General features: G+C 65.5%; 18 protein-coding genes. 5 read left to right on the forward strand and 13 right to left on the reverse strand.

Annotation, left to right across the window (positions count from 1 at the left end):
* Window positions 1-145: 145 nt before the first annotated feature.
* From argR to ACCC94_RS07925, 11 genes are all read right to left on the reverse strand, one after another.
* Entirely contained in the window at window positions 146-1,129 is a 984-nt protein-coding gene (gene argR, locus ACCC94_RS07875; protein WP_413348755.1) for a transcriptional regulator ArgR, read from the reverse strand.
* A gap of 34 nt (window positions 1,130-1,163) precedes the next feature.
* Window positions 1,164-1,928: an arginine/ornithine transport ATP-binding protein AotP gene (gene aotP, locus ACCC94_RS07880; RefSeq protein WP_316860555.1), complete on the reverse strand. Its 765-nt coding sequence runs from the start codon at window positions 1,926-1,928 to the stop codon at window positions 1,164-1,166.
* Window positions 1,929-1,945: 17 nt separating this feature from the next.
* Window positions 1,946-3,058, reverse strand: coding sequence for a succinylglutamate desuccinylase/aspartoacylase family protein (locus ACCC94_RS07885; protein ID WP_413348756.1), 1,113 nt, complete (start codon window positions 3,056-3,058; stop codon window positions 1,946-1,948).
* Window positions 3,059-3,068: 10 nt separating this feature from the next.
* Window positions 3,069-3,767: an ABC transporter permease gene (locus ACCC94_RS07890; protein ID WP_413348757.1), complete on the reverse strand. Its 699-nt coding sequence runs from the start codon at window positions 3,765-3,767 to the stop codon at window positions 3,069-3,071.
* A gap of 16 nt (window positions 3,768-3,783) precedes the next feature.
* Window positions 3,784-4,473, reverse strand: a complete 690-nt coding sequence (locus ACCC94_RS07895; RefSeq protein ID WP_413348758.1) for an ABC transporter permease — start codon at window positions 4,471-4,473, stop codon at window positions 3,784-3,786.
* Window positions 4,474-4,613: 140 nt separating this feature from the next.
* The gene (locus tag ACCC94_RS07900; protein ID WP_413348759.1) at window positions 4,614-5,393 is read right to left on the reverse strand and encodes an ABC transporter substrate-binding protein; all 780 of its coding nucleotides are present in this window, start codon (window positions 5,391-5,393) and stop codon (window positions 4,614-4,616) included.
* Window positions 5,394-6,095: 702 nt separating this feature from the next.
* Window positions 6,096-8,051, reverse strand: a complete 1,956-nt coding sequence (gene acs, locus ACCC94_RS07905; protein WP_413348760.1) for an acetate--CoA ligase — start codon at window positions 8,049-8,051, stop codon at window positions 6,096-6,098.
* 162 nt (window positions 8,052-8,213) lie between these two features.
* On the reverse strand, window positions 8,214-9,494 hold the full coding sequence (gene dctM, locus ACCC94_RS07910; protein ID WP_151186375.1) for a C4-dicarboxylate TRAP transporter large permease protein DctM: 1,281 nt from the start codon (window positions 9,492-9,494) through the stop codon (window positions 8,214-8,216).
* The gene (locus tag ACCC94_RS07915; protein ID WP_413348761.1) at window positions 9,491-10,129 is read right to left on the reverse strand and encodes a TRAP transporter small permease; all 639 of its coding nucleotides are present in this window, start codon (window positions 10,127-10,129) and stop codon (window positions 9,491-9,493) included. The genes dctM and ACCC94_RS07915 overlap by 4 nt, the downstream gene beginning before the upstream one ends.
* Before the next feature lie 45 nt (window positions 10,130-10,174).
* Window positions 10,175-11,209, reverse strand: coding sequence for a TRAP transporter substrate-binding protein (locus tag ACCC94_RS07920; RefSeq protein WP_413348762.1), 1,035 nt, complete (start codon window positions 11,207-11,209; stop codon window positions 10,175-10,177).
* A gap of 204 nt (window positions 11,210-11,413) precedes the next feature.
* Window positions 11,414-12,361, reverse strand: a complete 948-nt coding sequence (locus ACCC94_RS07925) for a LysR family transcriptional regulator (RefSeq protein WP_413348763.1) — start codon at window positions 12,359-12,361, stop codon at window positions 11,414-11,416.
* A gap of 347 nt (window positions 12,362-12,708) precedes the next feature.
* Here ACCC94_RS07925 and ACCC94_RS07930 point away from each other — a divergent pair, with 347 nt between their 5' ends.
* Window positions 12,709-14,856, forward strand: a complete 2,148-nt coding sequence (locus tag ACCC94_RS07930; RefSeq protein ID WP_413348764.1) for an FUSC family protein — start codon at window positions 12,709-12,711, stop codon at window positions 14,854-14,856.
* A 499-nt stretch (window positions 14,857-15,355) separates the two neighbouring features.
* Window positions 15,356-15,619 carry a DUF2790 domain-containing protein gene (locus tag ACCC94_RS07935; RefSeq protein ID WP_413348765.1) on the forward strand — a complete coding sequence of 88 codons (264 nt, stop codon included), beginning with the start codon at window positions 15,356-15,358 and terminating at the stop codon, window positions 15,617-15,619.
* 58 nt (window positions 15,620-15,677) lie between these two features.
* On the opposite strand, the gene ACCC94_RS07940 is transcribed toward ACCC94_RS07935, so the two are convergent.
* On the reverse strand, window positions 15,678-17,000 hold the full coding sequence (locus tag ACCC94_RS07940) for a phospholipase (RefSeq protein ID WP_413348766.1): 1,323 nt from the start codon (window positions 16,998-17,000) through the stop codon (window positions 15,678-15,680).
* A 220-nt stretch (window positions 17,001-17,220) separates the two neighbouring features.
* Here ACCC94_RS07940 and ACCC94_RS07945 point away from each other — a divergent pair, with 220 nt between their 5' ends.
* Window positions 17,221-18,885, forward strand: a complete 1,665-nt coding sequence (locus tag ACCC94_RS07945) for an MFS transporter (protein ID WP_413348767.1) — start codon at window positions 17,221-17,223, stop codon at window positions 18,883-18,885.
* Window positions 18,886-18,941: 56 nt separating this feature from the next.
* Here ACCC94_RS07945 and ACCC94_RS07950 read toward each other — a convergent pair whose 3' ends face one another.
* Window positions 18,942-20,279 (reverse strand): DEAD/DEAH box helicase, encoded by a 1,338-nt coding sequence (locus ACCC94_RS07950; protein ID WP_413348783.1) that lies wholly within the window; start codon window positions 20,277-20,279, stop codon window positions 18,942-18,944.
* 143 nt (window positions 20,280-20,422) lie between these two features.
* Between ACCC94_RS07950 and ACCC94_RS07955 the strand changes: the two genes are divergently transcribed.
* Complete coding sequence (locus tag ACCC94_RS07955; RefSeq protein WP_413348768.1) at window positions 20,423-20,995, forward strand: dihydrofolate reductase family protein; 573 nt, start codon at window positions 20,423-20,425, stop codon at window positions 20,993-20,995.
* Window positions 20,992-21,399 carry an NUDIX hydrolase gene (locus ACCC94_RS07960; protein WP_413348769.1) on the forward strand — a complete coding sequence of 136 codons (408 nt, stop codon included), beginning with the start codon at window positions 20,992-20,994 and terminating at the stop codon, window positions 21,397-21,399. The genes ACCC94_RS07955 and ACCC94_RS07960 overlap by 4 nt, the downstream gene beginning before the upstream one ends.
* Window positions 21,400-21,667: the final 268 nt, after the last annotated feature.

Genomic DNA, 21,667 nt, shown 5'->3' on the forward strand with positions numbered 1-21,667 from the left:
TCCGTCGCCGCGCGCTGCCCCGCCACCCGCTTACCGCGGCCCCACCCGCCCGTATCGGCCCCGCCCACCCCCGCTCCTACAAAGGGCAATTCCGCGTGTGGGCGCATAACGCGCCAGCGTTATCTGCCCTACGCAAGGCGCAGCGTCAACCGCGCTCGGCGACCACCGGGGCAGCTTCGGCGGCGCTCTGGCCACGGCGCTGGTTGCGGTCTTCGCGCGGGGTCACGCCGAAGAAGTTGCGGTACGCGCTGGAGAAGTGCGGGCCGCTGGAGAAGCCGCAGGACAGGCCGATCTGGATGATCGACTTGCTGGTCTGCATGAGCATCTGCCGCGCGCGGTTCAGGCGCAGTTCCAGGTAGTACTGGCTGGGCACGCGGGTCAGGTACTGCTTGAAGATACGCTCCAGCTGGCGACGCGAAACGCACACATGCTGGGCGATCTCGTCGGTGGTCAGCGGCTCCTCGATGTTCGCCTCCATCAGCAGCACCGCCTGGGTGAGCTTCGGGTGGCTGGAGCCGAGGCGGTTCTTCAGCGGGATGCGCTGGCGCTCGGAGCCTTCGCGGATGCGCTCCACCACCAGCTCTTCGGACACCGCGCCCGCCAGCTCTGCGCCATGGTCGCGGGACAGCACGGCCAGCAGCAGGTCGAGCACCGCCATGCCGCCGCAGGCGCTCAGGCGATCACGGTCCCACTCGAACAGGTGGTTGGTGGCGATGACCTTGGGATAGCGCTCGGTGAAGTCGTCATGCCAGCGCCAATGCACGGCAGCGCGGTAGCCGTCGAGCAGCCCCAGCTGCGCCAGCGGATAGATACCAGCGGACAACGCACCGATGCTGACGCCGCTGCGCGAGAGCTGCTTGAGCGTGCCGGCCAGCGGCGCGGAGACCGACTGCGGAACCTCGTCGGCCACCAGGAAGATACGCTGGCACTGCTCCAGCACGCCATTCCACGCCTGCCCCGGCAGACGCCAGCCCTCCGCCTCGGCCACTGTCTCGGCGCTCATGAACACCGGTTCGTAAAGCGCTTCGGGATGCAGCCGGCGGGCGACCCGCAGGGCCTCCTCGGCCAGCGCAAGGGTCAGCGCCCGCGTGTGCGGCCAGAGGAGGAATCCGATGCGTTGTGCGGTCATTCGGCTAGATCACCAGGCGACGGTAACAGACAGCTTACTTCAAGCTGCCGGAAAGGAACTGCTTGAGGCGGTCCGATTGCGGATTGGCCAGGACTTCCTTCGGGCAGCCCGCCTCTTCCACCAGCCCCTTGTGCAGGAACACCAACTGATTGGAAACCTCGCGGGCGAAGCCCATCTCGTGGGTCACCACCACCATGGTACGGCCTTCCTGGGCCAGGTCCTGCATCACGCGCAGGACTTCGCCGACCAGCTCGGGGTCGAGCGCCGAAGTCGGTTCATCGAACAGCATCACTTCCGGCTCGACCGCCAGGGCACGGGCGATCGCCACGCGCTGCTGCTCGCCGCCGGACATGTGGGCCGGGTAGGCATCCTTGCGGTGCGCCACGCCGACTTTCGCCAGGTAGTGCTCGGCCTTCTCCAGCGCTTCTTTCTTCGACACACCCAGTACGTGGACCGGCGCTTCGATGACGTTCTCCAGGGCGCTCATGTGCGACCACAGGTTGAAGTGCTGGAACACCATCGACAGACGCGAGCGCATGCGCTGCAGTTGCTTGGCGTCGGCGGCCTTGAGCGCGCCGTCCTTGTTCGGCACGAGCTTGAGCTCCTCGCCGTTGAGCAGGATCCTGCCGGCATGGGGCTGCTCCAGCAGGTTGATGCAGCGCAGGAAGGTGCTCTTGCCCGAGCCGGAGGAGCCGATGATGCTGATCACGTCGCCCGCTTTCGCCGCCAGGGAGACGCCCTTGAGCACCTCGTGGGTGCCGTAGCGCTTGTGCAGGTCCTGGATTTCCAGTTTGTACATGGTGTCGGTTCTCGAATTCAGTCGTTGATCAGCCGGCCCTTGCGGAACGGCTCACGCCCGGCCACCTTGGCCAGCCAAAGCCCCGGCTGGGCGTAGCGCCCACGCTCGATGGCGAACAGCACGCCGGAAGTCCCGGCACGAACGGTGCTGACCTGGTCGTTCAGCGGGTCGACCACTTCGAACAGCGCGTCGCCCTTCTCCACCCACTCCCCCGCCCGGCGCAGGAAACTGACCACGCCGGCATGAGGTGCGTAGAGGTATTCGGTGCCTTCGAAGGGCATGCCTTCGCAGCATTCGGCCGGTGCCGCCGGCCAGTCGCCGGCGATCAGGCCCTGCTCGGCGAGGAAGCCGAGGATGGCTTCGGCGTTGGCCTGCCCCTGGTCGACGCGGGTATCGCCCACACCGCCCAGCTCGACGGTGGTCGCCAGGCACGCCAGCGGAATCGCCGCCTGCGGGAAAGCCTGCGCCAAACGCAGCCAGGGCAGCGAGCAGGACTCGTCGAAGGAGCTGCCGCCGGAATCTTCGGCAAGCAGCGCCACGCCGGCCTTGAGGCGCGCGGCGAGGGATTTCCAGCGCGGCCAGTGCTGCGGGAGCGCATAGACGTGGATGGCGGCGTCGAAGTCGCAGTGCAGGTCGAGCACCACTTCGGCATCACAGGCGTGGCGCAGCAGGATGCGCTGCAGGCCCTGCAGCTCGGACGAGGCCGGCGGCAGTGCGTCCAGGCCATCACGCATGGCCTGGCGGATCAACTCGACGTTGGCGGTTTCATCGGCGCCCAGTCGGTCACCGACACGCTCGGCGACCAGGGCGGAGAGCTCGACGAAATCGCGGTTGAAGTTCTTCCCGCTGCCGAATTCGAAACGCCCCAGGTGACTGGCCTGCAGGGTCTGGCTCAGGCCGATGGGGTTGGCCACCGGCACCAGTTCGACGACGCAGTTCAGTTGCCCGCGCGACTCCAGGTCGGCCAGGCGCTGCTTGAGTTCCCAGGCGGTGCGCATGCCCGGCAGTTCGTCGGCGTGCAGGCTGGACTGGATGTAGACCTTGCGCGAGCCCTTGCCGTAGCGGAACACGCTCAGGCGGCGCTCGCTACCCAGGCTGCTCCACGGCAACAGATGATCGATACGTTCCACGGTCATTTCCTCAGTGCTTGCGCGGCGCGAGATAGGCCAGCCAGCGGCGCTCGGCCAGCTTGAACAGGCGCACCAGGGTGAAGGTCATGATCAGGTAGAAGATGCCGGCGGTGATGAACGCCTCGAACGGCAGGTAGTACTGCGAGTACACGGTGCGCGCGGCGCCGGTGATGTCCACCAGGGTCACGATGGACGCAAGGCTGGTGGTCTGCAGCATCATGATCACTTCGTTGCTGTATTGCGGCAGCGCGCGGCGCAGGGCCGAGGGCAGCAGGATGCGGCGGTACATCTTGATCCGCGACATGCCCATGGCCTTGGCGGCTTCGATCTCGCCGTGCGGGGTCGCGCGGATGCTGCCGGCGAGGATCTCGGCGGTGTAGGCGCTGGTGTTGATGGCGAACGCCGCGCAGGCGCAGAAGGTGGCGTTGGACAGCAACGGCCACATGGCGCTTTCACGCACGAATTCGAACTGCGCCAGGCCGTAGTAGATGAGGAACAGCTGCACCAGCATCGGGGTGCCGCGGATCACGTAGGTGTAGAGCCAGGCCGGCAGGTTCACCGCCGGGTTCTTCGAGCAGCGCATCAGCGCCAGCGGCACCGCCGCCAGCAGGCCGAAGAACAGCGAGATCGCCAGCAGCTTGAGGGTCACCAGCAGGCCGCTGAAGTAGAGCGGCAGGCTGTCCCAGATGACGGAGAAGTCGAAAATCATGATCAGGCTCCCGGTCTCAAAGCTCGGCGACTTTCACGCCGACCGAATAGCGGCGTTCGAGCATGCGCAGCAGTACCAGGGAGACGGTGGTGACCACCAGGTACAGCGCCGCCACGGCGAGGAAGTAGGTGAAGGGTTCGCGGGTGGCGTCCGAGGCCTGCTTGGCCTTGAACATCATGTCCTGCAGGCCGACCACGGAGATCAGCGCGGTGGCCTTGACCAGCACCAGCCAGTTGTTGGTGAAACCGGGGATGGCCAGGCGGATCATCTGCGGCACCTGGATGCGGAAGAACACCTGCAGCGGGCTCATGCCATAGGCGAAGCCGGCCTCGCCCTGCCCTTTCGGAATGGCCATGAAGGCGCCACGGAAGGTCTCGGACAGGTAGGCGCCGAAGATGAAGCCCAGGGTGCCGACACCGGAGGCGAAGGGGTTGAGGTCGATGTAGTCGTCATAGCCGACCATCGGCGCGATCCAGTTCACCGCGGCCTGGCCGCCGTAGAAGATCAGCAGGATCAGTACGAGGTCCGGTACGCCACGGATCACGGTGGAATAGAGGTCGCCGCACCAGGCCAGCCATTTCACCGGCGACAGGCGGATGGCCGCACCGAGCAGGCCCAGCGCGATTGCCAGGGCCATCGACAGCAACGACAGCTGAAGCGTCAGCCAGGCACCATCGACGATGGTGGCTCCGTAGCCATTGAGCATAATTTCGTACCTCGTGAAACCGGACGCCGCCCGCAACGACACGGACGCTCAGGGCGAGCACGACTGCAGGCTCACCCCCAATAAAAAAGTGGCACAAACTTCAGGAACAGGCCTGGGTTTGCGCCACTTCTGGACGTGGATCAGTTCTCGCCGTAGACGTCGAACTTGAAGTACTTATCCTGCACCTGCTTGTACTTGCCGTTGGCACGGATGCCGGCGATGGCCGCGTTGAATTTCTCGGCCAGGGCGGTATCGCCCTTGCGCACGGCGATGCCGGCGCCACCACCGAAGTACTTCGGATCGTTGTATTCCGGGCCTACGAAGGCGTAGCCCTTGCCGGCGTCGGTTTTCAGGAAGCCGTCGTCGAGGTTGACCGAGTCGGCCATGGTCGCGTCGATGCGGCCGGAGACCAGGTCCATGTTGGCTTCGTTCTGCGAGTTGTAGCGCACGACTTCGATGCCGGCCGGGGCCAGGACGTCGGTGGCGTAGCGGTCATGGGTGGAGGCGCGCAGCACACCGACCTTCTTGCCCTTCAGGTCCGCCAGCGGATCGTTCAGGGTCACGCCTTCCTTCATCACGAAGCGCGCGGGGGTGTGGTAGTACTTGTTGGTGAAGTCGACGGATTTCTTGCGCTCATCGGTGATGGTCATGGACGAGAGGATGGCGTCGATCTTGCGGACCTTCAGCGCCGGGATCAGGCCGTCGAATTCCTGCTCGACCCAGGTGCACTTGACCTTCATCTCTTCGCACAGGGCGTTGCCGATATCCACGTCGAAACCGGCGAGCTTGCCGTCGGGAGTCTTGAAGGAGAAAGGCGGATAGCCGGCTTCGATGCCGATGCGGACCGGCTTGTCATCAGCGTGGGCAACCAGGGAAAGCGCGGACAGGGCCAGCGCACCGAGAAGTGCAAACTTCTTCATCAGTAACTCCTTCGAGGGTAGGACTTCGATTGGCAGGAGAAAGGGGTTGGCCCAGGCTGCCCGTGCAGAAGTGAAGGTTATTGTTCGTCTGCGCATTGCCGGCGCGATTCTTTTGAAAAGCGCGCCTACCGGGGTGAGCGGCATTCTAGCGACAGCCCCTGAGCGGTTATTTCTTCAATGCGACAAGTAATTATAGAAGCGCTGGGGACGGAGCCCCGACGGCTTGACGGCGCGGAGTTTACGTGATCCGAAAGCGGGTAGTAAAACCCATTTTACTTGCAGTAATTGGGCCACAAATATCGGACCCCAGTCCCTGCGCGGGGTGCGCGATATTGACTGATTCCGTGCGGAGAGAAAAGACGCACCGAAGCTGTGCGAAATGTTTCCTGGCGCCTCACTTTGTCGCGGGGAAATGTTACCGGTGGGCAGGAAGCACACTGTAGGAACAGACCTTGTCCGTGAAGTCCTCCGCGGCGGAATTCTTCGCTACACCAGCGTGCAGTGCGCGGGGGGGAAACGCTGACGCGCTATCCGCTCTACGGTCGGCTTGCTCGCGAACCGCATTCCAGCGTGGCCGGGACTGATGGGTATCGCTGCGCTCCACGCCATCCTACGTTCGTGCTTCGCGAAGGCTTCGGCGTAAACAAAAGAGCAGAAATGAAAACGCCCCGGCAAGCGGGGCGTTTTTCATCGGGCGGCGGATCAGGCCGCGCGCATGGCCTGGTGCGTGTCGATCAGGTGCTGCACCACCCCCGGATCGGCCAGGGTGGAGATGTCACCCAGGGTGTCGTATTCGGCCGTGGCGATCTTGCGCAGGATGCGGCGCATGATCTTGCCCGAGCGGGTCTTCGGCAGGCCGGGCGCCCACTGGATCACGTCCGGGGTGGCGATCGGGCCGATCTCCTTGCGCACCCAGGCACGCAGTTCCTGGCGCAGCTGCTCGCTGGATTCCTCGCCGGCATTCAGGGTGACGTAGACATAGATGCCCTGCCCCTTGATGTCGTGCGGTACGCCAACCACTGCGGCTTCGGCCACTTTCGGATGAGCGACCAGGGCGCTCTCGATCTCGGCGGTGCCCATGCGGTGGCCGGAGACGTTCAGCACGTCGTCCACGCGGCCGGTGATCCAGTAGTAGCCGTCCTCGTCGCGACGGGCGCCGTCACCGGTGAAGTACATGCCCTTGAAGGTCTTGAAGTAGGTGTCCACGTAGCGGTCGTGGTCGCCGTACAGGGTGCGCGCCTGGCCCGGCCAGGAATCGAGGATCACCAGGTTGCCCTCGGTGGCCCCTTCCAGGATGTTGCCCAGGTTGTCCACCAGCGCCGGCACCACGCCGAAGAACGGCTTGGCGGCGGAACCCGGCTTCAGGCCGTGGGCGCCCGGCAGCGGGGTCATCAGGCAGGCACCGGTTTCGGTCTGCCACCAGGTGTCGACGATCGGGCAGCGCGACTGGCCGACGGTCTCGTAGTACCACTGCCAGGCTTCCGGGTTGATCGGCTCGCCGACCGACCCCAGCAGGCGCAGGCTGGAACCGTCGGCGCCTTCGACCGCGGCCTTGCCCTCGGCCATCATGGCGCGGATGGCGGTCGGTGCGGTGTAGAGGATGTTGACCTTGTGCTTGTCGACGATCTTCGCAACGCGGGAGATGTCCGGGTAGTTCGGCACGCCCTCGAACAGCACGGTGGTCGCGCCATTGGCCAGCGGGCCGTAGACGACGTAGGTGTGGCCGGTGACCCAGCCGATGTCGGCGGTGCACCAGAAGACTTCGCCCGGACGGTAGTCGAACACGCGCTCATGGGTCAGCGAGGCGTAGACCAGGTAGCCACCGGTGGTGTGCAGCACACCCTTGGGTTTACCGGTGGAGCCGGAGGTGTAGAGGATGAACAGCGGGTCCTCGGCGCCCATTTCCTTCGGCGCGCAGGTGGAGCCGGCAACCTTCATCAGGTCCTCGAACCACACGTCGCGGTGCTGGTTCCACTTGATCGGGGAGCCGGTGCGCTTGCAGACGATGATCTTCTGCACGCTGTTGGTTTCCGGGTTGGTCAGGGCGTCATCGACGTTGGCCTTCAGCGGGGTCTTCTTGCCGCCGCGCAGACCTTCGTCGGCGGTGATCACCACCTTGGAGCGGCAGTCGATGATGCGGCCGGCCAGCGCTTCGGGAGAGAAGCCGCCGAACACCACGGAGTGGATCGCGCCGATGCGGGCGCAGGCCAGCATGGCGACCACGGCTTCCGGGATCATCGGCATGTAGATGGTCACCACGTCGCCACGGTGCACGTCCTGGCCGCGCAGGGCGTTGGCGAACTTGCAGACCTGCTCGTGCAGCTCGCGGTAAGTGATTTCCTTGTGCTCGGAAGGATCGTCGCCTTCCCAGATGATGGCGAGCTGGTCGCCGCGCTCGGCCAGGTGGCGGTCGAGGCAGTTGTAGGAGAGGTTCAGGGTGCCGTCGGCGAACCACTTGATGTCGACGTGGTGATCGTCGAAGGAGGTCTGCTTGACCTTGGTGAACGGCTTGATCCAGTCGATGCGCTGGGCCTGTTCGCGCCAGAAGCCGTCGGGGTTGACCACCGACTGCTGGTACAGCTTCTTGTAGGTGGCCTCGTCGGTCAGAGTGGTCGCGGCCACTTCGGGACGCACGGGGTACACGGATGCCGCTGTCATGGCGTTTTACCTCGGTGAAGAGTGTTGTTTTTGTTGCCATCAGTTGTAACGGCGACACCCTCCCCCGAACCATACGACCATGGTCTTACCAATCCTTAGTCGTAGTGATGGGCCCCATAAGCCGTTGTTTTGGCAACGGACTCACGGGGCCGCGACAACCTGTCACATACCAAGGGCGTGGGGCAGCGCCAGCGAGATATAGGGCACGTAGGTCACCAGGATCAGGAACAGCAGCAGGATCATCAGCCACGGCAGCGCCGCGCGGATGGTCGAGCCCAGCGGCAGGCCGGTGACCGCCGAGGTGACGAACAGGTTCAGCCCCACCGGTGGATGCACCAGGCCGATCTCCATGTTCACCACCATGACGATGCCCAGATGGATCGGGTCGATCCCCAGGCGCATGGCGATGGGGAAGAAGATCGGCGCGAGGATCAGCACGATGGCCGAGGGCTCCATGAAGCTGCCGGCCACCAGCAGCACCACGTTGACCATCAGCAGGAAGCCGATCGGCGTCAGCCCTTCCTGCATCACCCATTCGGTGATCTGCTGGGGGATCTGCTCGGTGGTCAGCACGTGGGCGAAGAGCATGGCGTTGGCGATGATGAACATCAGCATGATGCTCAGCCGGCCGGACTCCACCAGCACCTTCGGGCAATCGCGCAGGCGCATGTCCTTGTAGACGAACAGCGCAACGAAGGCCGAGTACACCGCCGCCACCGCCGCCGCCTCGGTGGGAGTGAACAGCCCGGAATAGATACCGCCGAGGATGATCACCAGCAGGAGCAGCCCCCAGATCGCCCGGCGCGCGGCGGACAGCCATTCACGCAGACTGGCGCGCGGTTGCGCCGGCAGCTTCTTCACCCGCGCGACGATGTAGATCACCACCATCAGGATCACGCCCAGCAGCAGGCCCGGCACCACGCCGGCGACGAACAGCTTGCCGACCGAGGTTTCGGTGGCCGCCGAGTAGACCACCATGACGATCGACGGCGGGATCAGGATGCCCAGGGTGCCGGCGTTGCAGATGATCCCGGCGCCGAACTCGCGCGGGTAGCCCGAACGCACCATGCCGGCCACGGCGATGGAACCCACGGCCGCCACGGTCGCAGGCGAGGAGCCGGACAGCGCGGCGAACAGCATGCACGCCAGCACCGCCGCAATCGCCAGGCCGCCACGGATATGGCCGACGCAGGCATTGGCGAAGTCGATCAGCCGCCGCGCCACGCCGCCGGTGGTCATGAAGGCGCCGGAGAGCAGGAAGAACGGGATCGCCAGCAGCGTGTAGGCCTCGGAGGTCTCGAACAGCTTGATCGCCAGCGAGCGCACCGAGTCCGGGCTGAACAGCAGGATCGTCAGCGCACCGGAAAGCCCGAGGGAAATGGCGATGGGCACGCCGATGAACATGAAGACGAACAGCAGGAGGAACAGGATCATCACGGTCATGGACGGCTCTCCGCGGCTTCTTCGCCGGCCAGCTTGGAGGCTTCCGCGGCCTCGTCGGCCAGCCCCAGGCCGAGCTGGCGACCGCGCAACAGGTTGACGAGGATTTCCAGGTAACGCAGGACCACCAGGCCGAAGCCGATGGGCACTATCACCGCGATGTAGGCCTGGAGGATGCCGAAGTGGTCGAGGTCTTCCGCGCCGATGCCGGCGACGAACAGGGTCTTCACCCAATCGAAGCTGGCGACCATGAACAGCCCGGCGTAGCCCAGGCAGCAGAGGCAGGCGAGCACGCCGATGCAGCGCTGTACCGGGCGCGGCGCCAGCCGCACCAGCGCGTCCACGCCCAGGTGGCCGGCGGTGCGCACGCCATAGGCGATACCGAAGAAGATCAACCAGCCGAACAGCGCCTTGGTCAGCGCGTTGCTCCAGGACATGTCCTGGGCGACACCGAGGATCGCATCGCCGATGGCGTAGAACGGCCCCTGCATGGAAGGCAGGCGGTCGCCCAGGTCGTAGAACAGGGTGAAGACGTTGGTCATCACCACGTAGACGAAAGTCACCAGCGTCATGGCCGCCAGCAGGAAGGCAATCGCGCCCTCCTCGAAGTGGTTCCAGACACGCACGAGTCGGTTCATGGGAAAGGCTCCAGAAAGCCCCGCCACCCGGCGGGGCCGGACGGATCAATGGGGACGGTTGGAGGCCTCGGCGGCCTGGAGGAAATCGGCGCCGACGTTGTCGCGGAATTTCTGCCACACCGGCTGCATCGCCTCGCGCCAGTCGGCGCGCTGCTGCGCGGTGAGCGGATGGATCTCGCTGGTGCCGCTGGCGAGGATGCGCTGGCGGGCGTCGCGGTTCAGCCGCTCGGCCTCGGCGTTCACCTTCACCGTAACCTCGGCCATGATCTGTTCCAGCTCGCCGCGCAGGTCCGGCGGCAGGCCGTTCCAGAACTTCGCGTTGGTGATCACCATGTAGTCCACCAGCCCATGGTTGGACTCGGTGAAGTACTTCTGCACCTCGTTGACCTTCTGGCTCTCGTAGTTGGACCAGGTGTTCTCGGTGCCGTTGACCACGCCGGTCTGCAGGCCCTGGTAGACCTCGGCGAAGGACATCTTGCGGGAGATCGCGCGCAGCTGGCGGAACTGCTCGTTGAGCACGTCGGAAGCCTGCACGCGAAACTTCAGCCCACGCGCATCTCCCGGCTCGAGCAGCAGGCGGTTCGCCGACAATTGCTTCATCCCGTTGTGCCAGTAGGCCAGGCCGAGGATGCCCTTGCCCTGCATGCTGGTCAGCAGGCTCTGGCCCTGCGGGCTGCGCTGGAAGTTGTCGACGGCGTCGATGTCGTCGAAGAGGAACGGCAGGTCGAAGATCTGCACCTTCTTCGTGTACTGCTCGAACTTCGCCAGGGACGGCGCAAGCATCTGCACGTCGCCCAGCAGCAGCGCCTCCATCTCCTTGCCATCGCCGAACAGCGAGGAGTTCGGGTAGACCTCCACGCGCACCCGGCCGGGCAGGCGCTCCTCGGCCAGGCGCTTGAACATCAGCGCACCCTGCCCCTTGGGCGTGTTCTCCGCGACCACGTGGGCGAACTTGATCACAATCGGTTCGCTGGAAGCTCGCGGTTCATTGGCAGTCCGCGGTTCATCGGCAGCCTGAATGGCAGTAGCGCAGGCCAACGCCAGGACGGCGAGCAACGCCCGCCCCATCATTCCAAACATCGCGTCACCCTCAATTTGTTCTTGTGCTTGCGAGGTGAGCCCGGTGGCAGGCTCGGGAGGAGACTGACGCAAATGCTGGCGTTCGGAGAATTCGTCTTTTCCCAAAGCAGCGTTAGCAGGAGCGGAACGCCAGCCACCAAAAAATACGCCCGGCAATGGCCGGGCGCTTGGGGTTTCAGCTGAGCGACGCTGCGCTTCGACGCCTCAGGCAGGCGCGCGCGTGCGATGCTCGAGCATCATCCGCTCATGCTCTTCGAGCATGCCGGGCACGCAGTCGCGGAGGAACTCCACCCAGGTGCGGATCTTCGCATCGAGGTACTGGCGCGACGGATACAGCGCATAGACGTTGAGGTGGAACAGGCTGTAGTCGGGCAGCACGCGCACCAGGCTGCCGTCCTTCAGGCCCTGCACGGCGGAGTACACCGGCAGCGCGCCGATGCCCATGCCGGCACGCACCGCCTCGGTCATGGCGTCGGCGGTATTCACCTGGAAATGGCTGTGGTTGATGCCGACCATCTCCTGCCCGTCGGGGCCGTCGAACAGCCACTTGTCCAGGGACATCACCGAGTTCACCAGGCGCAGGCAGCGGTGCTCGGTCAGTTCGCCAAGCTGCCTGGGCATGCCGTGGCGCGCCACGTATTCGGGCGATGCGCAGAGCACGCTGTAGGTCTTGCCGATGCGCTTGGACACGAAGCCCGAGTCCGGCAGTTCCTGGGCGATGACCACGGAGATGTCGTAGCCCTCGTCGAGGATGTCGGTGATGCGGTTGGCCAGGGTCAGGTCGAAGGTGACCTCCGGGTAGATCTCGCAGTACTGCGAGATCGCACGGATCAGGTAGTGCTGGCCGATGCCGGTCATGGCATGCACCTTCACCTTGCCGTGGGGCCGGGCGTGGGCGTCGCCCGCCTCGGCCTCGGCCTCCTCGATGTAGCCGAGGATCTGCTGGCAGCGCTGCAGATAGCGCTGGCCGGCCTCGGTGAGGGCAATGCGGCGGGTGGTACGGTGCAGCAGGCGGGTGCGCAGGTGCGCTTCGAGTTTGGCCACCGTGCGCGAGACGTAGGCGGTGGTGAGGTCCATGCGCTGGGCGGCGGCGGTGAAGCTGCCGGTCTCGGCGACACAGACGAAAGCACGCATGTTGTGCAGCAGGTCCATCATTTCTCCAGAAGAGCCTGTCCACGCCACGGCGGGCGGCCTCTGCAACGGTGCACGGGCGAGCAACGCCTTGTTACAGATTCATGACAGGCGGCGAATTGTCGCACAGGTGCCGCGCCGGGATTATTGTACTTTCAGGTAACAATAATTCGCCCATCCGTCAGCTTATCCTGCCCCCGGCGCACTTCTAGAATCGCCCTCCCCAACGCGGTATCCCGCCACGCCCCAGGACAAGCAGCCGTGCTCCGCCTTTTGTGCAACGTGCTTCCACCCCCTCGCTCCGCCTTCCTGCCACAGGGTCACCAGAACCCGACCCAGCCCGACCAACGCCTGCCGAGATAAGCCCGATGAGCAGTCTGTCCGTGCGCCTGCCCAAGGCCGCCGCGGTGCGTTTCGCCCTGTCCGACTGGGCGCACACCGACGGCGTCACCTGGATGTTCATCCTCAAGACACTGATCACCGCCTTCACCGCCCTTTGGCTGGCCTACCGCCTGGAGCTGCCGCAGCCCAACACCGTGCTGGTGAGTGCCTTCATCGTGCTGCAGCCGCAGAGCGGCCAGGTGCTGGCGAAGAGTTTCTACCGCATCCTCGGCACGCTGGCCGGGCTCACGGTGATGGTCACCTTCATCGCCCTGTTCGCCCAGGAGCGCGTACTGTTCCTGCTCTGCGTGGCGATCTGGGTCGGCCTGTGCACCGCAGGCGCGGCACGCTACCGGGATTTCCGCGCCTATGCCTGCCTGCTCGCCGGCTACACCGCAGTGATGATCGGCATCCCCGCCACCCTGCACCCCGAGGGTGCCTTCATGCAGGCGTTGTGGCGGGTGATCGAGATCACCCTGGGGATTCTCTGCACCGGCGTGGTCAGCGCCGTGGTCCTGCCGCAGACCAGTACCGCAGCGTTGCGCAACGCGCTGAACACCCGCTTCGGCGATTTCGCCGGCCTCGCCAGCGCGGGCCTCAACGGCACGCTGGAGCGCGAGCGCTTCGAGCAGGCCAGTGCACGCATCGCCGCCGAGGTGGTGGGCCTGGAAAGCCTGCGCAACGTCACCGCCTTCGAAGACCCGCACATGCGCCTGCGCAGCGGCCGGCTGGCGCGCCTGAACAGCGAGTTCATGCAGCTGACCACGCGTTTCCATGCCCTGCAGCGCCTGCTCGATCGCCTGCGCGAACGCCAGGCCAGCAACGTGCTGGAAGTGCTGATGCCGTGCCTGATCGACGTCAGCGAGCTGCTCGCCAGCTGGCACGGCCGACCGCTCGGCGAAGCGGACGCCGAGCGCCTGAGCGTGCAGCTGGAACTGTGCAAGCACCACCTCATGCCGCGCATCCGCGAAGCCCGCGCCAACCTCGGCCACACCTGCCCGCGAGAAGCCGACCAGCTGGATTTCGAGACCGCCGCCGAGCTGCTCTACCGCTTCGCCGACGATATGCACAACTACGCCCAGACCCACGCCTCGCTGGCGGCGCACAAGCACGAGCGCGAGCAGTGGAAGGAGCGCTTCACGCCCAAGGCCAATGCCCTCGCCGCTGCCGTCGCCGGCTTTCGTTGTGCGTTGCTGGTGATAGTCGGCGGGGTGTTCTGGATCGAGACTTCCTGGCTCAGCGGCGCCACCTTCGCGCTGACCTCGGTGCTGATCGCCGCGCTCTCCTCCGCCTCGCCCAACCCCAAGCGCCTGTCGTTGCAGCTGACCCTCGGCACGCTGCTCGGCGCCACGCTCGGCTTCATCCTCACCTTCCGCGTACTGCCGCATATCGACGGCTTCCCGCTGCTGTGCTTCGTGCTCGCACCGGTGTTCGCCTTCGGCGCCTTCCTGATCACCCGGCCGCAATGGAGCGGCTACGGCGTCGGCCTGCTGGTGTGGTTCTGCATCGCCTCGCTGCCGGCCAACATGGCGCGCTACGACGCCTACACCTTCATCAACGAATACCTGGCGATGCTGCTGTCGATGGCCATGGCCGTGGTCGCGGCCATCGTCATCCTGCCGCCGAACCGGCCGTGGCTGTGGGAGCGCCTGGAAGCCGAGCTGCGCCTGCGCGTGGTGCGGGTGATCAGCGATCCGCTGAAGGGTCTGTCATCGAACTTCGAAAGCGGCACCCGCGACCTGCTGAACCAGGCCTACGGGTTATCCACAGGCCGCCCGGACGTGCAGCGGCGGCTGCTGCGCTGGACCTTCCAGGTGCAGGAGATCGGCCTGTCGATCATCGAACTGCGCCGCGAGCAGGAGGCCCTGCCGAAGGAGCCCTGGTATGCCGAACGCATGCCCTGGCGCCGGGCGATCCGCGCGCTGGGCCGGGCGCTGATCCGCCTGTTCATCCAGCCCAGCGAGAGCAACCGCCAGCGTGCCCTGGCGGCGGTGGAACACGCCATCCATGCCACGCGCACCACGGATGACCGGCGTCCGCCGCACTTCGATTCCTCTCCCCTGCGGCGGGTGTGCAGCTACCTGCACTTCATCCGCACCTCGCTGCTCGATCCGCAATCGCCGCTGCGCGACTGAGATCGCCGAGGTTCGCGAGCAAGCTCGCTCCTACAGGTAAGCACCGGCTCGCTCTTCGTAGGAGCGAGCTTGCTCGCGAACCGCACGGGCGGCGCCGCTCCTATTTGAAATATCGCGCCGGGACGCCCTCTCCCCCGCCCTCTCCCTTCAGGGAGAGGGTTAGGGAGAGGGAGCCACCGACACGGACTCTCAGAGAAAGACAGTTGCTCCCACGCTAAGCGGCAACTCCGCCGCAAATCCGTGCAATCTGCGACACCCCGCCGCCACACCACCCCAGCAACCCGCGTCACGCCTGGATTGTTGCCTCTGAGTACGAAGTCTTGTTGGCGCCTGGATATATGACTTGAGTCAGGCAAATCCTATTATTTCCGTGCTGTTACAGCGCGCGCCGCAACACACCCAAGAGCCATCATCATTCCCCAACGCTTCCCGATGCAGCCATGAGCTGAACGTCACGGACCCGTCACGTCCGGACACCGGGAACAAGGCAGGTAAATTCATGAAAGCTGTAGTCATCCTGGCCATGCTGGGCTTCTCTTCGCTCGCCCTGGCCGAGCAGGCGAACGCCGCCGACCAGGCACCAAGCGCGGCCGTGGAGCAGTACACCTACGACATGAAACTGGACGTCGCCCAGGTCATCTCGACCACCGACGTATCCAACGAATGCGGCATCGTGCCGGCGCGCATGACCTACGAAGATTCTCAGGGTCAGCGCCACACCGTCGAATACCAGGTGTGGGGCAACGGCTGCTCCGGCGGCTAAGCGAATTGCGCACTCCCGCCGCGGCCCACGCAGCCCCGGCGGGAATGCCAACCCCTCTTTACGGCTGCAGGGCCGCCTTCGCGATGTTGCGACTGTGCGCGCCGAAGTGCCGGATCAACTGCACGATCTGCTCATCCAGCGCCTCATCGTGACGGAACGGCTCCGGTGAGTTCCCCGCGCTGAAATCCCCCGCCGGCGCTTTCTCGTTCTCCAGCCAATGGCCGATCGCCGCATCGAACGCTGCCGCATGGGCATGCGACTCGCTCGCCACCACCTCGCGCAGATATTCCGTCGAATACGGTGGATAACTGCCATCCGTGCTCACATCCGCATAGGCCGCCAGCAACGGCGACTGCCCGCCCTGGCGCAACGTCTCGCGCAGCCAGTCCACCTCGTAGCGCTCCACGCCGGTATGCCGGTCCGCCACGCGCTGGATCGCCGCCTGCTTGTCGGCATCGAAACCGGCCATGGATTTGCCCGCCGTCCACAGCATGCTGGCGGTGGTCTCGCCCGGCAGCGGCGTCGAGTGGTAGGGCTGGGTCATGTCCTGGATGTAGTGCATCGCCCAGCCGAGGAAGCGGTAACCCCAGTAAGGATGCCCCTTCTCGAAGGCGAAACGCGCCAGGCCGTAGAACTGGTAGGCGCGCCACTCCGGCCAGTTGCGCTCAAGGTACGGCGCGCCGGTGAAGATGATCGCGTCCTCGTGGTAGAAGCCCATGTGGAAAGGCGCCTGGGAGCTGAACTCGTAGCGCGGGTCGCCGAACGGCTGGGGGCCGAAGCCGTAGCGCTGGCCGGCTTCGCCGGGGTTGTCGCTGAACAGGTTGATGTCGTGGCCGAAGTCCGGCTCGTCGGCGGCACTGGCCAGCACGTCCAGCGCGGCAATCTTCTCGCCGGCCTGCAACTGCACGAAGCGCCACTGGTTCCAGCCGGACAGGTTGCGGAACACCAGCACGTCCGCCGGCTGCAACGCCACATGCTTCTGCAGTTCATCGCCCGGCAGCTCGCCTCCCGGCGGCGGCTGCACGGCGGTGGCCAGCTTGATCTCGGGGTTCAGGCGCAGCGCCATGAGGAAGGCCTTGCGCAGGTCGTCGCGGCCCTCTTCGGTCAGGCGCAGGTCGTCCGGGCGTGGCGGGTACTGGCGGAAGTGCTCGCGGGCATAGGCCTCCTGCTCGTCCAGCAATTGCACCAGGCCGGCGCGCTGCTGGCTGACAAAGCTTTCCAGCGGCTCGACCTCGACTTCCGGCGCCTGGGCGACCGCCGGCAATTGCTGCAGGGCGATGTAACTGCCCAGGGTGTGGTTGGACCAGGCCCAGAGGCTTTGCGGCAGGGCCAGCAGGCAGGCCAGCAGGCAGGTGGGCAGGCTGAGGGAAAGTCGCTTCATCGGCTCTTCGCTCTTATTGGCAATGCAAGACGGAAAATTCCGACGCAGCCTAACAATCCGAAGCCCCGCCAGCACTGTCGAAGTCTGCCAGCGCGAGTCACCGATAACGCCACGGCTGACCATCATCAATGGCGCATACGGTCCCAGCCACTACACTTGCCCGGCATGGAAAGGCACCGGCTACACGTGCGTGCCGGCCACTCGAAATAAGGGCGTCCCCATGCTGCAGTCCGTTTCACCCAAGCAAGACCTCCCTCTCAACCCCGATCCAGCAGAACCCCGCAGCGGCGTCCTCGCCCCTTTCAGCATCGCCGCGTTCCGCATCATCTGGATCTGCAACCTGTTCGCCAACCTGGGTACCTGGGCGCAGTCGGTCGCCGCAGCCTGGGTAGTCACCGAGGCCCACGCCAGCCCGCTGATGGTGGCGATGATCCAGGTCGCCTCGGCACTGCCGCTGGTGCTGCTGTCGATCATGTCCGGCGTGCTGGCCGACAACCACGACCGGCGCAAGATCATGCTGGTGGGCCTGACGGTGGAGCTCTCCGGCGCCGCGCTGGTGACGGTGCTGGCGTTCCTGGGCTACCTCGACCCGCTGATGCTGATCGTGTCGATCCTCTGGCTGTCGCTGGGCAGTTCGATCACCATTCCCGCCTGGCAGGCCGCGGTGAACGAGCAGGTGCCGCCGCGCATGCTCGGCGATGCGGTGCTGCTCAACAGCGTCAACTACAACGTCGCCCGCGCCGTAGGCCCGGCCATCGGCGGCCTGCTGCTGTCGGCTACCGGGGCTTCCTGGGTCTTCCTGTTCAACTGCCTCTGCTACGCCGCGCTGATCTGGGCGATCTGGCAATGGCGCCGCGACGTGCCCAAGCGCACCCTGCCGCCGGAGCACATCTTCGAAGGGGTGATCGCCGCGCTGCGCTTCACCCAGTACTCCAGCGTCACCCGCCTGGTGATGCTGCGTTCGGCGGTATTCGGCCTTTCCGCCAGCGCCGTGTGGGCGCTGCTGCCGCTGCTGGCGCACCGCAATCCGGACGGCAGCGCCTCGGTGTACGGCTACATGCTCGGTGCGCTGGGCCTGGGCGCCATAGTCGCCAGCACCATGGTGGGCAAGGCGCGGCAGTGGCTGGGCAGCAGCCGGCTGATCAGCTTCGCCGCTGCCACCCTGGCGCTGGTCATGCTGACCCTGGGCTGGGTCGACAACCTCTGGGTGATCTTCCCGGCACTGGTGCTGGGCGGCGCCTGCTGGATCGCGGCGGTGGCCACGTACAACTCCGCCGTGCAGATCCTCGTGCCCGACTGGGTCAAGGCCCGGGCCCTGGCGCTGTACCAGACCGCGATCTACGGCGGCCTGGCCGCGGGCTCATTCCTCTGGGGGCACTTCGCCGAAACCATGGGCGTGCAGGGCGCACTGATCGCCGCCGGATGCCTGCTGCTGGTCTCGGTGGCGCTGCTCTACAACTCGCGCCTGCCGGAGCTGGATTCGACCAGCATCGCCCGCGCACCGGGCGGCGTGCCGGGGCAGCCGACCTTCGTGTTCAACCCCGAGCGCGGCTCGGTGCTGGTATCCATCGAGTACCGGATTCCCGCCGAGCGCACCCGCGACTTCGTCCGCTCGGCCAAGCCGCTGCGCCGCCTGCGCCTGCGCAATGGCGCGGAACGCTGGGCGCTGTACCGCGACGTGAGCAACCCGGAGATCTGGCAGGAACTGTTCCTGGTGGACAACTGGATCGGCCACCTGCGCATGCTCGACCGCCTGACCATCGAGGACAAGACCATCATCGACAACGTCACCAGCCTGCATGCGGGCGACGCCCCGCCGGTGATCCGTCACGGCGTCAGCTACGAATCCGGCAGCTACGAACCGCCACCGGAGACGCTGGGGTAACGGCGCACAAACAAAAACGCCTCCGGTCAGGGAGGCGTTTCAAGTAACGCGAACGCTTATTCAGCCGCCGGCTTCTTGCGCTTGAGCGGCGCCAGGCCATCCTGGCTCACGATCTTCGACGGGCCGGACTTCGGCCTGGCGGCGGGCTTCTTCTTCGCCGGCGACTTGCTGCCGGTCTTCTTCGCATCGTCCTTTTTCTTCTTGGTGCCGGCAGCCTTGCCCGACGCCTTGACCTTCTTCGGCCCCTTGTAGGTGCCTTTGAGCTCCTTGATGGTCCGCAGCTCGAAACGCAGCTTGAGGTAGCGCTCGATGCTCGACATCAGGTTCCAGTCGCCATGGCCCACCAGCGAGATCGCGGTGCCCGCGGCACCTGCACGCCCGGTGCGGCCGATGCGATGCACGTACTCGTCGCCACGGCGCGGGATATCGAAGTTGATGACCAGGTCCAGGCCGTCGACGTCCAGGCCGCGTGCGGCCACGTCGGTGGCGACGAGGATCTTCACCGCGCCCTGCTTCAGCCGCTCGATGGCCAGCTTGCGGTCCTTCTGGTCCTTCTCGCCGTGCAGCACGAAGACCTTGTGGCCGGCGGCGATCAGGCGACCGGTCAGGCGGTCGGCGGCGACACGGGTGTTGGTGAAGACGATGGCCTTCTCGTAGGTCTCGTTGGTCAGCAGCCACTGCAGCAGCTCTTCCTTGTGGCCGACGTGGTCGGTCAGGATCACCTGCTGGCTGACGTCCTCGTTCAGTTCGCTGACGCGGTTGAGCTGCAGGACCTCGGGCTCGCGCAGGACCTTCTCGACCATCTCGTGCAGGCCGCTGCCGCTGGTGGCGGAGAACAGCAGGGTCTGGCGCGCGGCGGGGCACTGCGCGGCGAGCTTGAGCACATCTTCGGAGAAGCCCATGTCGAGCATGCGGTCGGCTTCGTCGAGGATCAGCACCTCTACGTCACCCAATGGCAGGTTGCCGGCGTTGAACTGCTCGTTCAGGCGCCCCGGGGTGCCGATGATGATTTCCGGGTTCTTGCGCAGGCGCGCGCCCTGCACCTTGAAGTCTTCGCCGCCGGTGATCAGGCAGGCCTTGATGTAGGTGAACTGGGCGAAGCGCTCGACTTCCTTGAGGGTCTGCTGGGCCAGCTCGCGGGTCGGCAGCAGGATCAGCGCACGGGCGCCGCTCCTGGGCTTCTCCTCGGCGAGCAGGCGATGCAGCAGCGGCAGCACGAAGGCCGCCGTCTTGCCGCTGCCGGTCTGCGCCGTCACCCGCAGGTCGCGTCCCTCCAGGGCCTTCGGAATGGCCGCGGCCTGGACCGGGGTCGGCTCGGTGAAGGACAACGAATCGAGCGCCTTGAGCAGGCGTTCGTGGAGGGCGAATTGGGAGAACAAGGCAGACCTCGATATCACGTAAAGACCAAATAGCTGCATAGCTTAATGTTTGCCGAGCCGGCGCGCTGGAATTATTGCCGGTGAAGTCGCCTACGATCCTGCGCGTCAATAACCCGACAAACGTACCGGCGCGTCGCGGGAGCCGATGCCATGCTCTGATGGGCCTGACAAAAAGGAGAATCCAGGTGCCATCGACTCTCATTTATTACGTGGCCGCCAGCCTCGACGGCTACATCGCCCGCCCCGACGGCAGCGTGGACTGGCTCGAAGGCTACGGCAGCGAGGCCGACGACCACGGCTACAACGCCTTCTACGCCGGTATCGACGGGCTGCTCATGGGCCGCGCCACCTACCTGTTCTGCCTGAACCAGGGGCGGTGGCCCTATCCGGACAAACCCGCGCTGGTGATGACCCGCTCCAACCACCTGCCCAGGGCCGCGTCCCAGGTGCAGCTCGAGCATTACACCCCGATGGAAGCCCTCGCCTCGCTGGAGGCACGTGGCTGCGAGCGTATCTGGCTGGTGGGCGGCGGCAGCCTGGCAGGTAATTTCCTCGCTGCGGGCTTGCTCGACGAGGTGATCGTCAGCATCATTCCGCACCTGCTCGGCGCCGGCATTCCGCTGTTCAGCATCGGGCTCGAGCAACGCCTGCAGCTGCTGGAGCAGCGCAGCTTCCCCAGCGGCATCGTGCAGATGCGCTATCAGGTTCTGAAGGAAACGCCCTCGCCATGACCGCCACCATTCGTATCGCCGCCGCCTGCCTGCTGGATGAAACCGGCCGCCTGCTGCTGGTACGAAAGCGCGGCACCCGGGCATTCATGCTCCCCGGTGGCAAGCACGAACCCGGCGAGACCTCGGTCCAGGCCCTGCTGCGAGAACTGGGCGAAGAACTCGACCTGCACCTGGCGAGCTCTGCGTTGATCCCACTCGGCCATTTCCAGGCCGAGACCGCCAACGAGTCCGACATGCGGGTGGACGCGCACGTCTACGTGGCCGCCCTGCCCCACACGGTCCAGCCCGCTGCCGAGCTGGAAGAGCTCGCCTGGCTGGATCCCGGCACTGACCTTCTCCCGCCGAATCTCGCCCCGCTGCTGCGCGAGCAGGTTCTTCCCGCTCTGCTTGCCCATCTGGGCTGATTCGTTCAGCTCAAATACCTGCATTTCGTCGGGTTTTTCCTTAAGAACTCTTAAGCGACTGGCTTCTGGCTAGTACTCCGCCAGTTTTCCGCCGGCCGGCCGGAAGCCCCGTTTTATAGGGCTTCCGGATATAAGGTCAGCCCGTGACTGATGCGTCTGAGCACATGTCACCCAACGTCCTGCAAGTCACAGGGGAGAAGTCAGAATCGACAGACGGTACGAACTGTCATGAAAAGTCGTTCAGAATGCGTGGAATTTTTGAGCGGAC

Source organism: Pseudomonas sp. Pseusp97 (assembly GCF_047304025.1).
Classification (GTDB): Bacteria; Pseudomonadota; Gammaproteobacteria; order Pseudomonadales; family Pseudomonadaceae; genus Pseudomonas.

Bases quoted from the DNA above. Each gene is read 5' to 3' on its own strand.
- argR (WP_413348755.1), bottom strand. From the start codon at position 1,129: ATGACCGCACAACGCATCGGATTCCTCCTCTGGCCGCACACGCGGGCG.
- aotP (WP_316860555.1), bottom strand. From the start codon at position 1,928: ATGTACAAACTGGAAATCCAGGACCTGCACAAGCGCTACGGCACCCAC.
- ACCC94_RS07890 (WP_413348757.1), bottom strand. From the start codon at position 3,767: ATGATTTTCGACTTCTCCGTCATCTGGGACAGCCTGCCGCTCTACTTC.
- ACCC94_RS07895 (WP_413348758.1), bottom strand. From the start codon at position 4,473: ATGCTCAATGGCTACGGAGCCACCATCGTCGATGGTGCCTGGCTGACG.
- ACCC94_RS07900 (WP_413348759.1), bottom strand. From the start codon at position 5,393: ATGAAGAAGTTTGCACTTCTCGGTGCGCTGGCCCTGTCCGCGCTTTCC.
- acs (WP_413348760.1), bottom strand. From the start codon at position 8,051: ATGACAGCGGCATCCGTGTACCCCGTGCGTCCCGAAGTGGCCGCGACC.
- dctM (WP_151186375.1), bottom strand. From the start codon at position 9,494: ATGACCGTGATGATCCTGTTCCTCCTGCTGTTCGTCTTCATGTTCATC.
- ACCC94_RS07915 (WP_413348761.1), bottom strand. From the start codon at position 10,129: ATGAACCGACTCGTGCGTGTCTGGAACCACTTCGAGGAGGGCGCGATT.
- ACCC94_RS07920 (WP_413348762.1), bottom strand. From the start codon at position 11,209: ATGTTTGGAATGATGGGGCGGGCGTTGCTCGCCGTCCTGGCGTTGGCC.
- ACCC94_RS07925 (WP_413348763.1), bottom strand. From the start codon at position 12,361: ATGGACCTGCTGCACAACATGCGTGCTTTCGTCTGTGTCGCCGAGACC.
- ACCC94_RS07930 (WP_413348764.1), top strand. From the start codon at position 12,709: ATGAGCAGTCTGTCCGTGCGCCTGCCCAAGGCCGCCGCGGTGCGTTTC.
- ACCC94_RS07935 (WP_413348765.1), top strand. From the start codon at position 15,356: ATGAAAGCTGTAGTCATCCTGGCCATGCTGGGCTTCTCTTCGCTCGCC.
- ACCC94_RS07940 (WP_413348766.1), bottom strand. From the start codon at position 17,000: ATGAAGCGACTTTCCCTCAGCCTGCCCACCTGCCTGCTGGCCTGCCTG.
- ACCC94_RS07945 (WP_413348767.1), top strand. From the start codon at position 17,221: ATGCTGCAGTCCGTTTCACCCAAGCAAGACCTCCCTCTCAACCCCGAT.
- ACCC94_RS07955 (WP_413348768.1), top strand. From the start codon at position 20,423: ATGGGCCTGACAAAAAGGAGAATCCAGGTGCCATCGACTCTCATTTAT.
- ACCC94_RS07960 (WP_413348769.1), top strand. From the start codon at position 20,992: ATGACCGCCACCATTCGTATCGCCGCCGCCTGCCTGCTGGATGAAACC.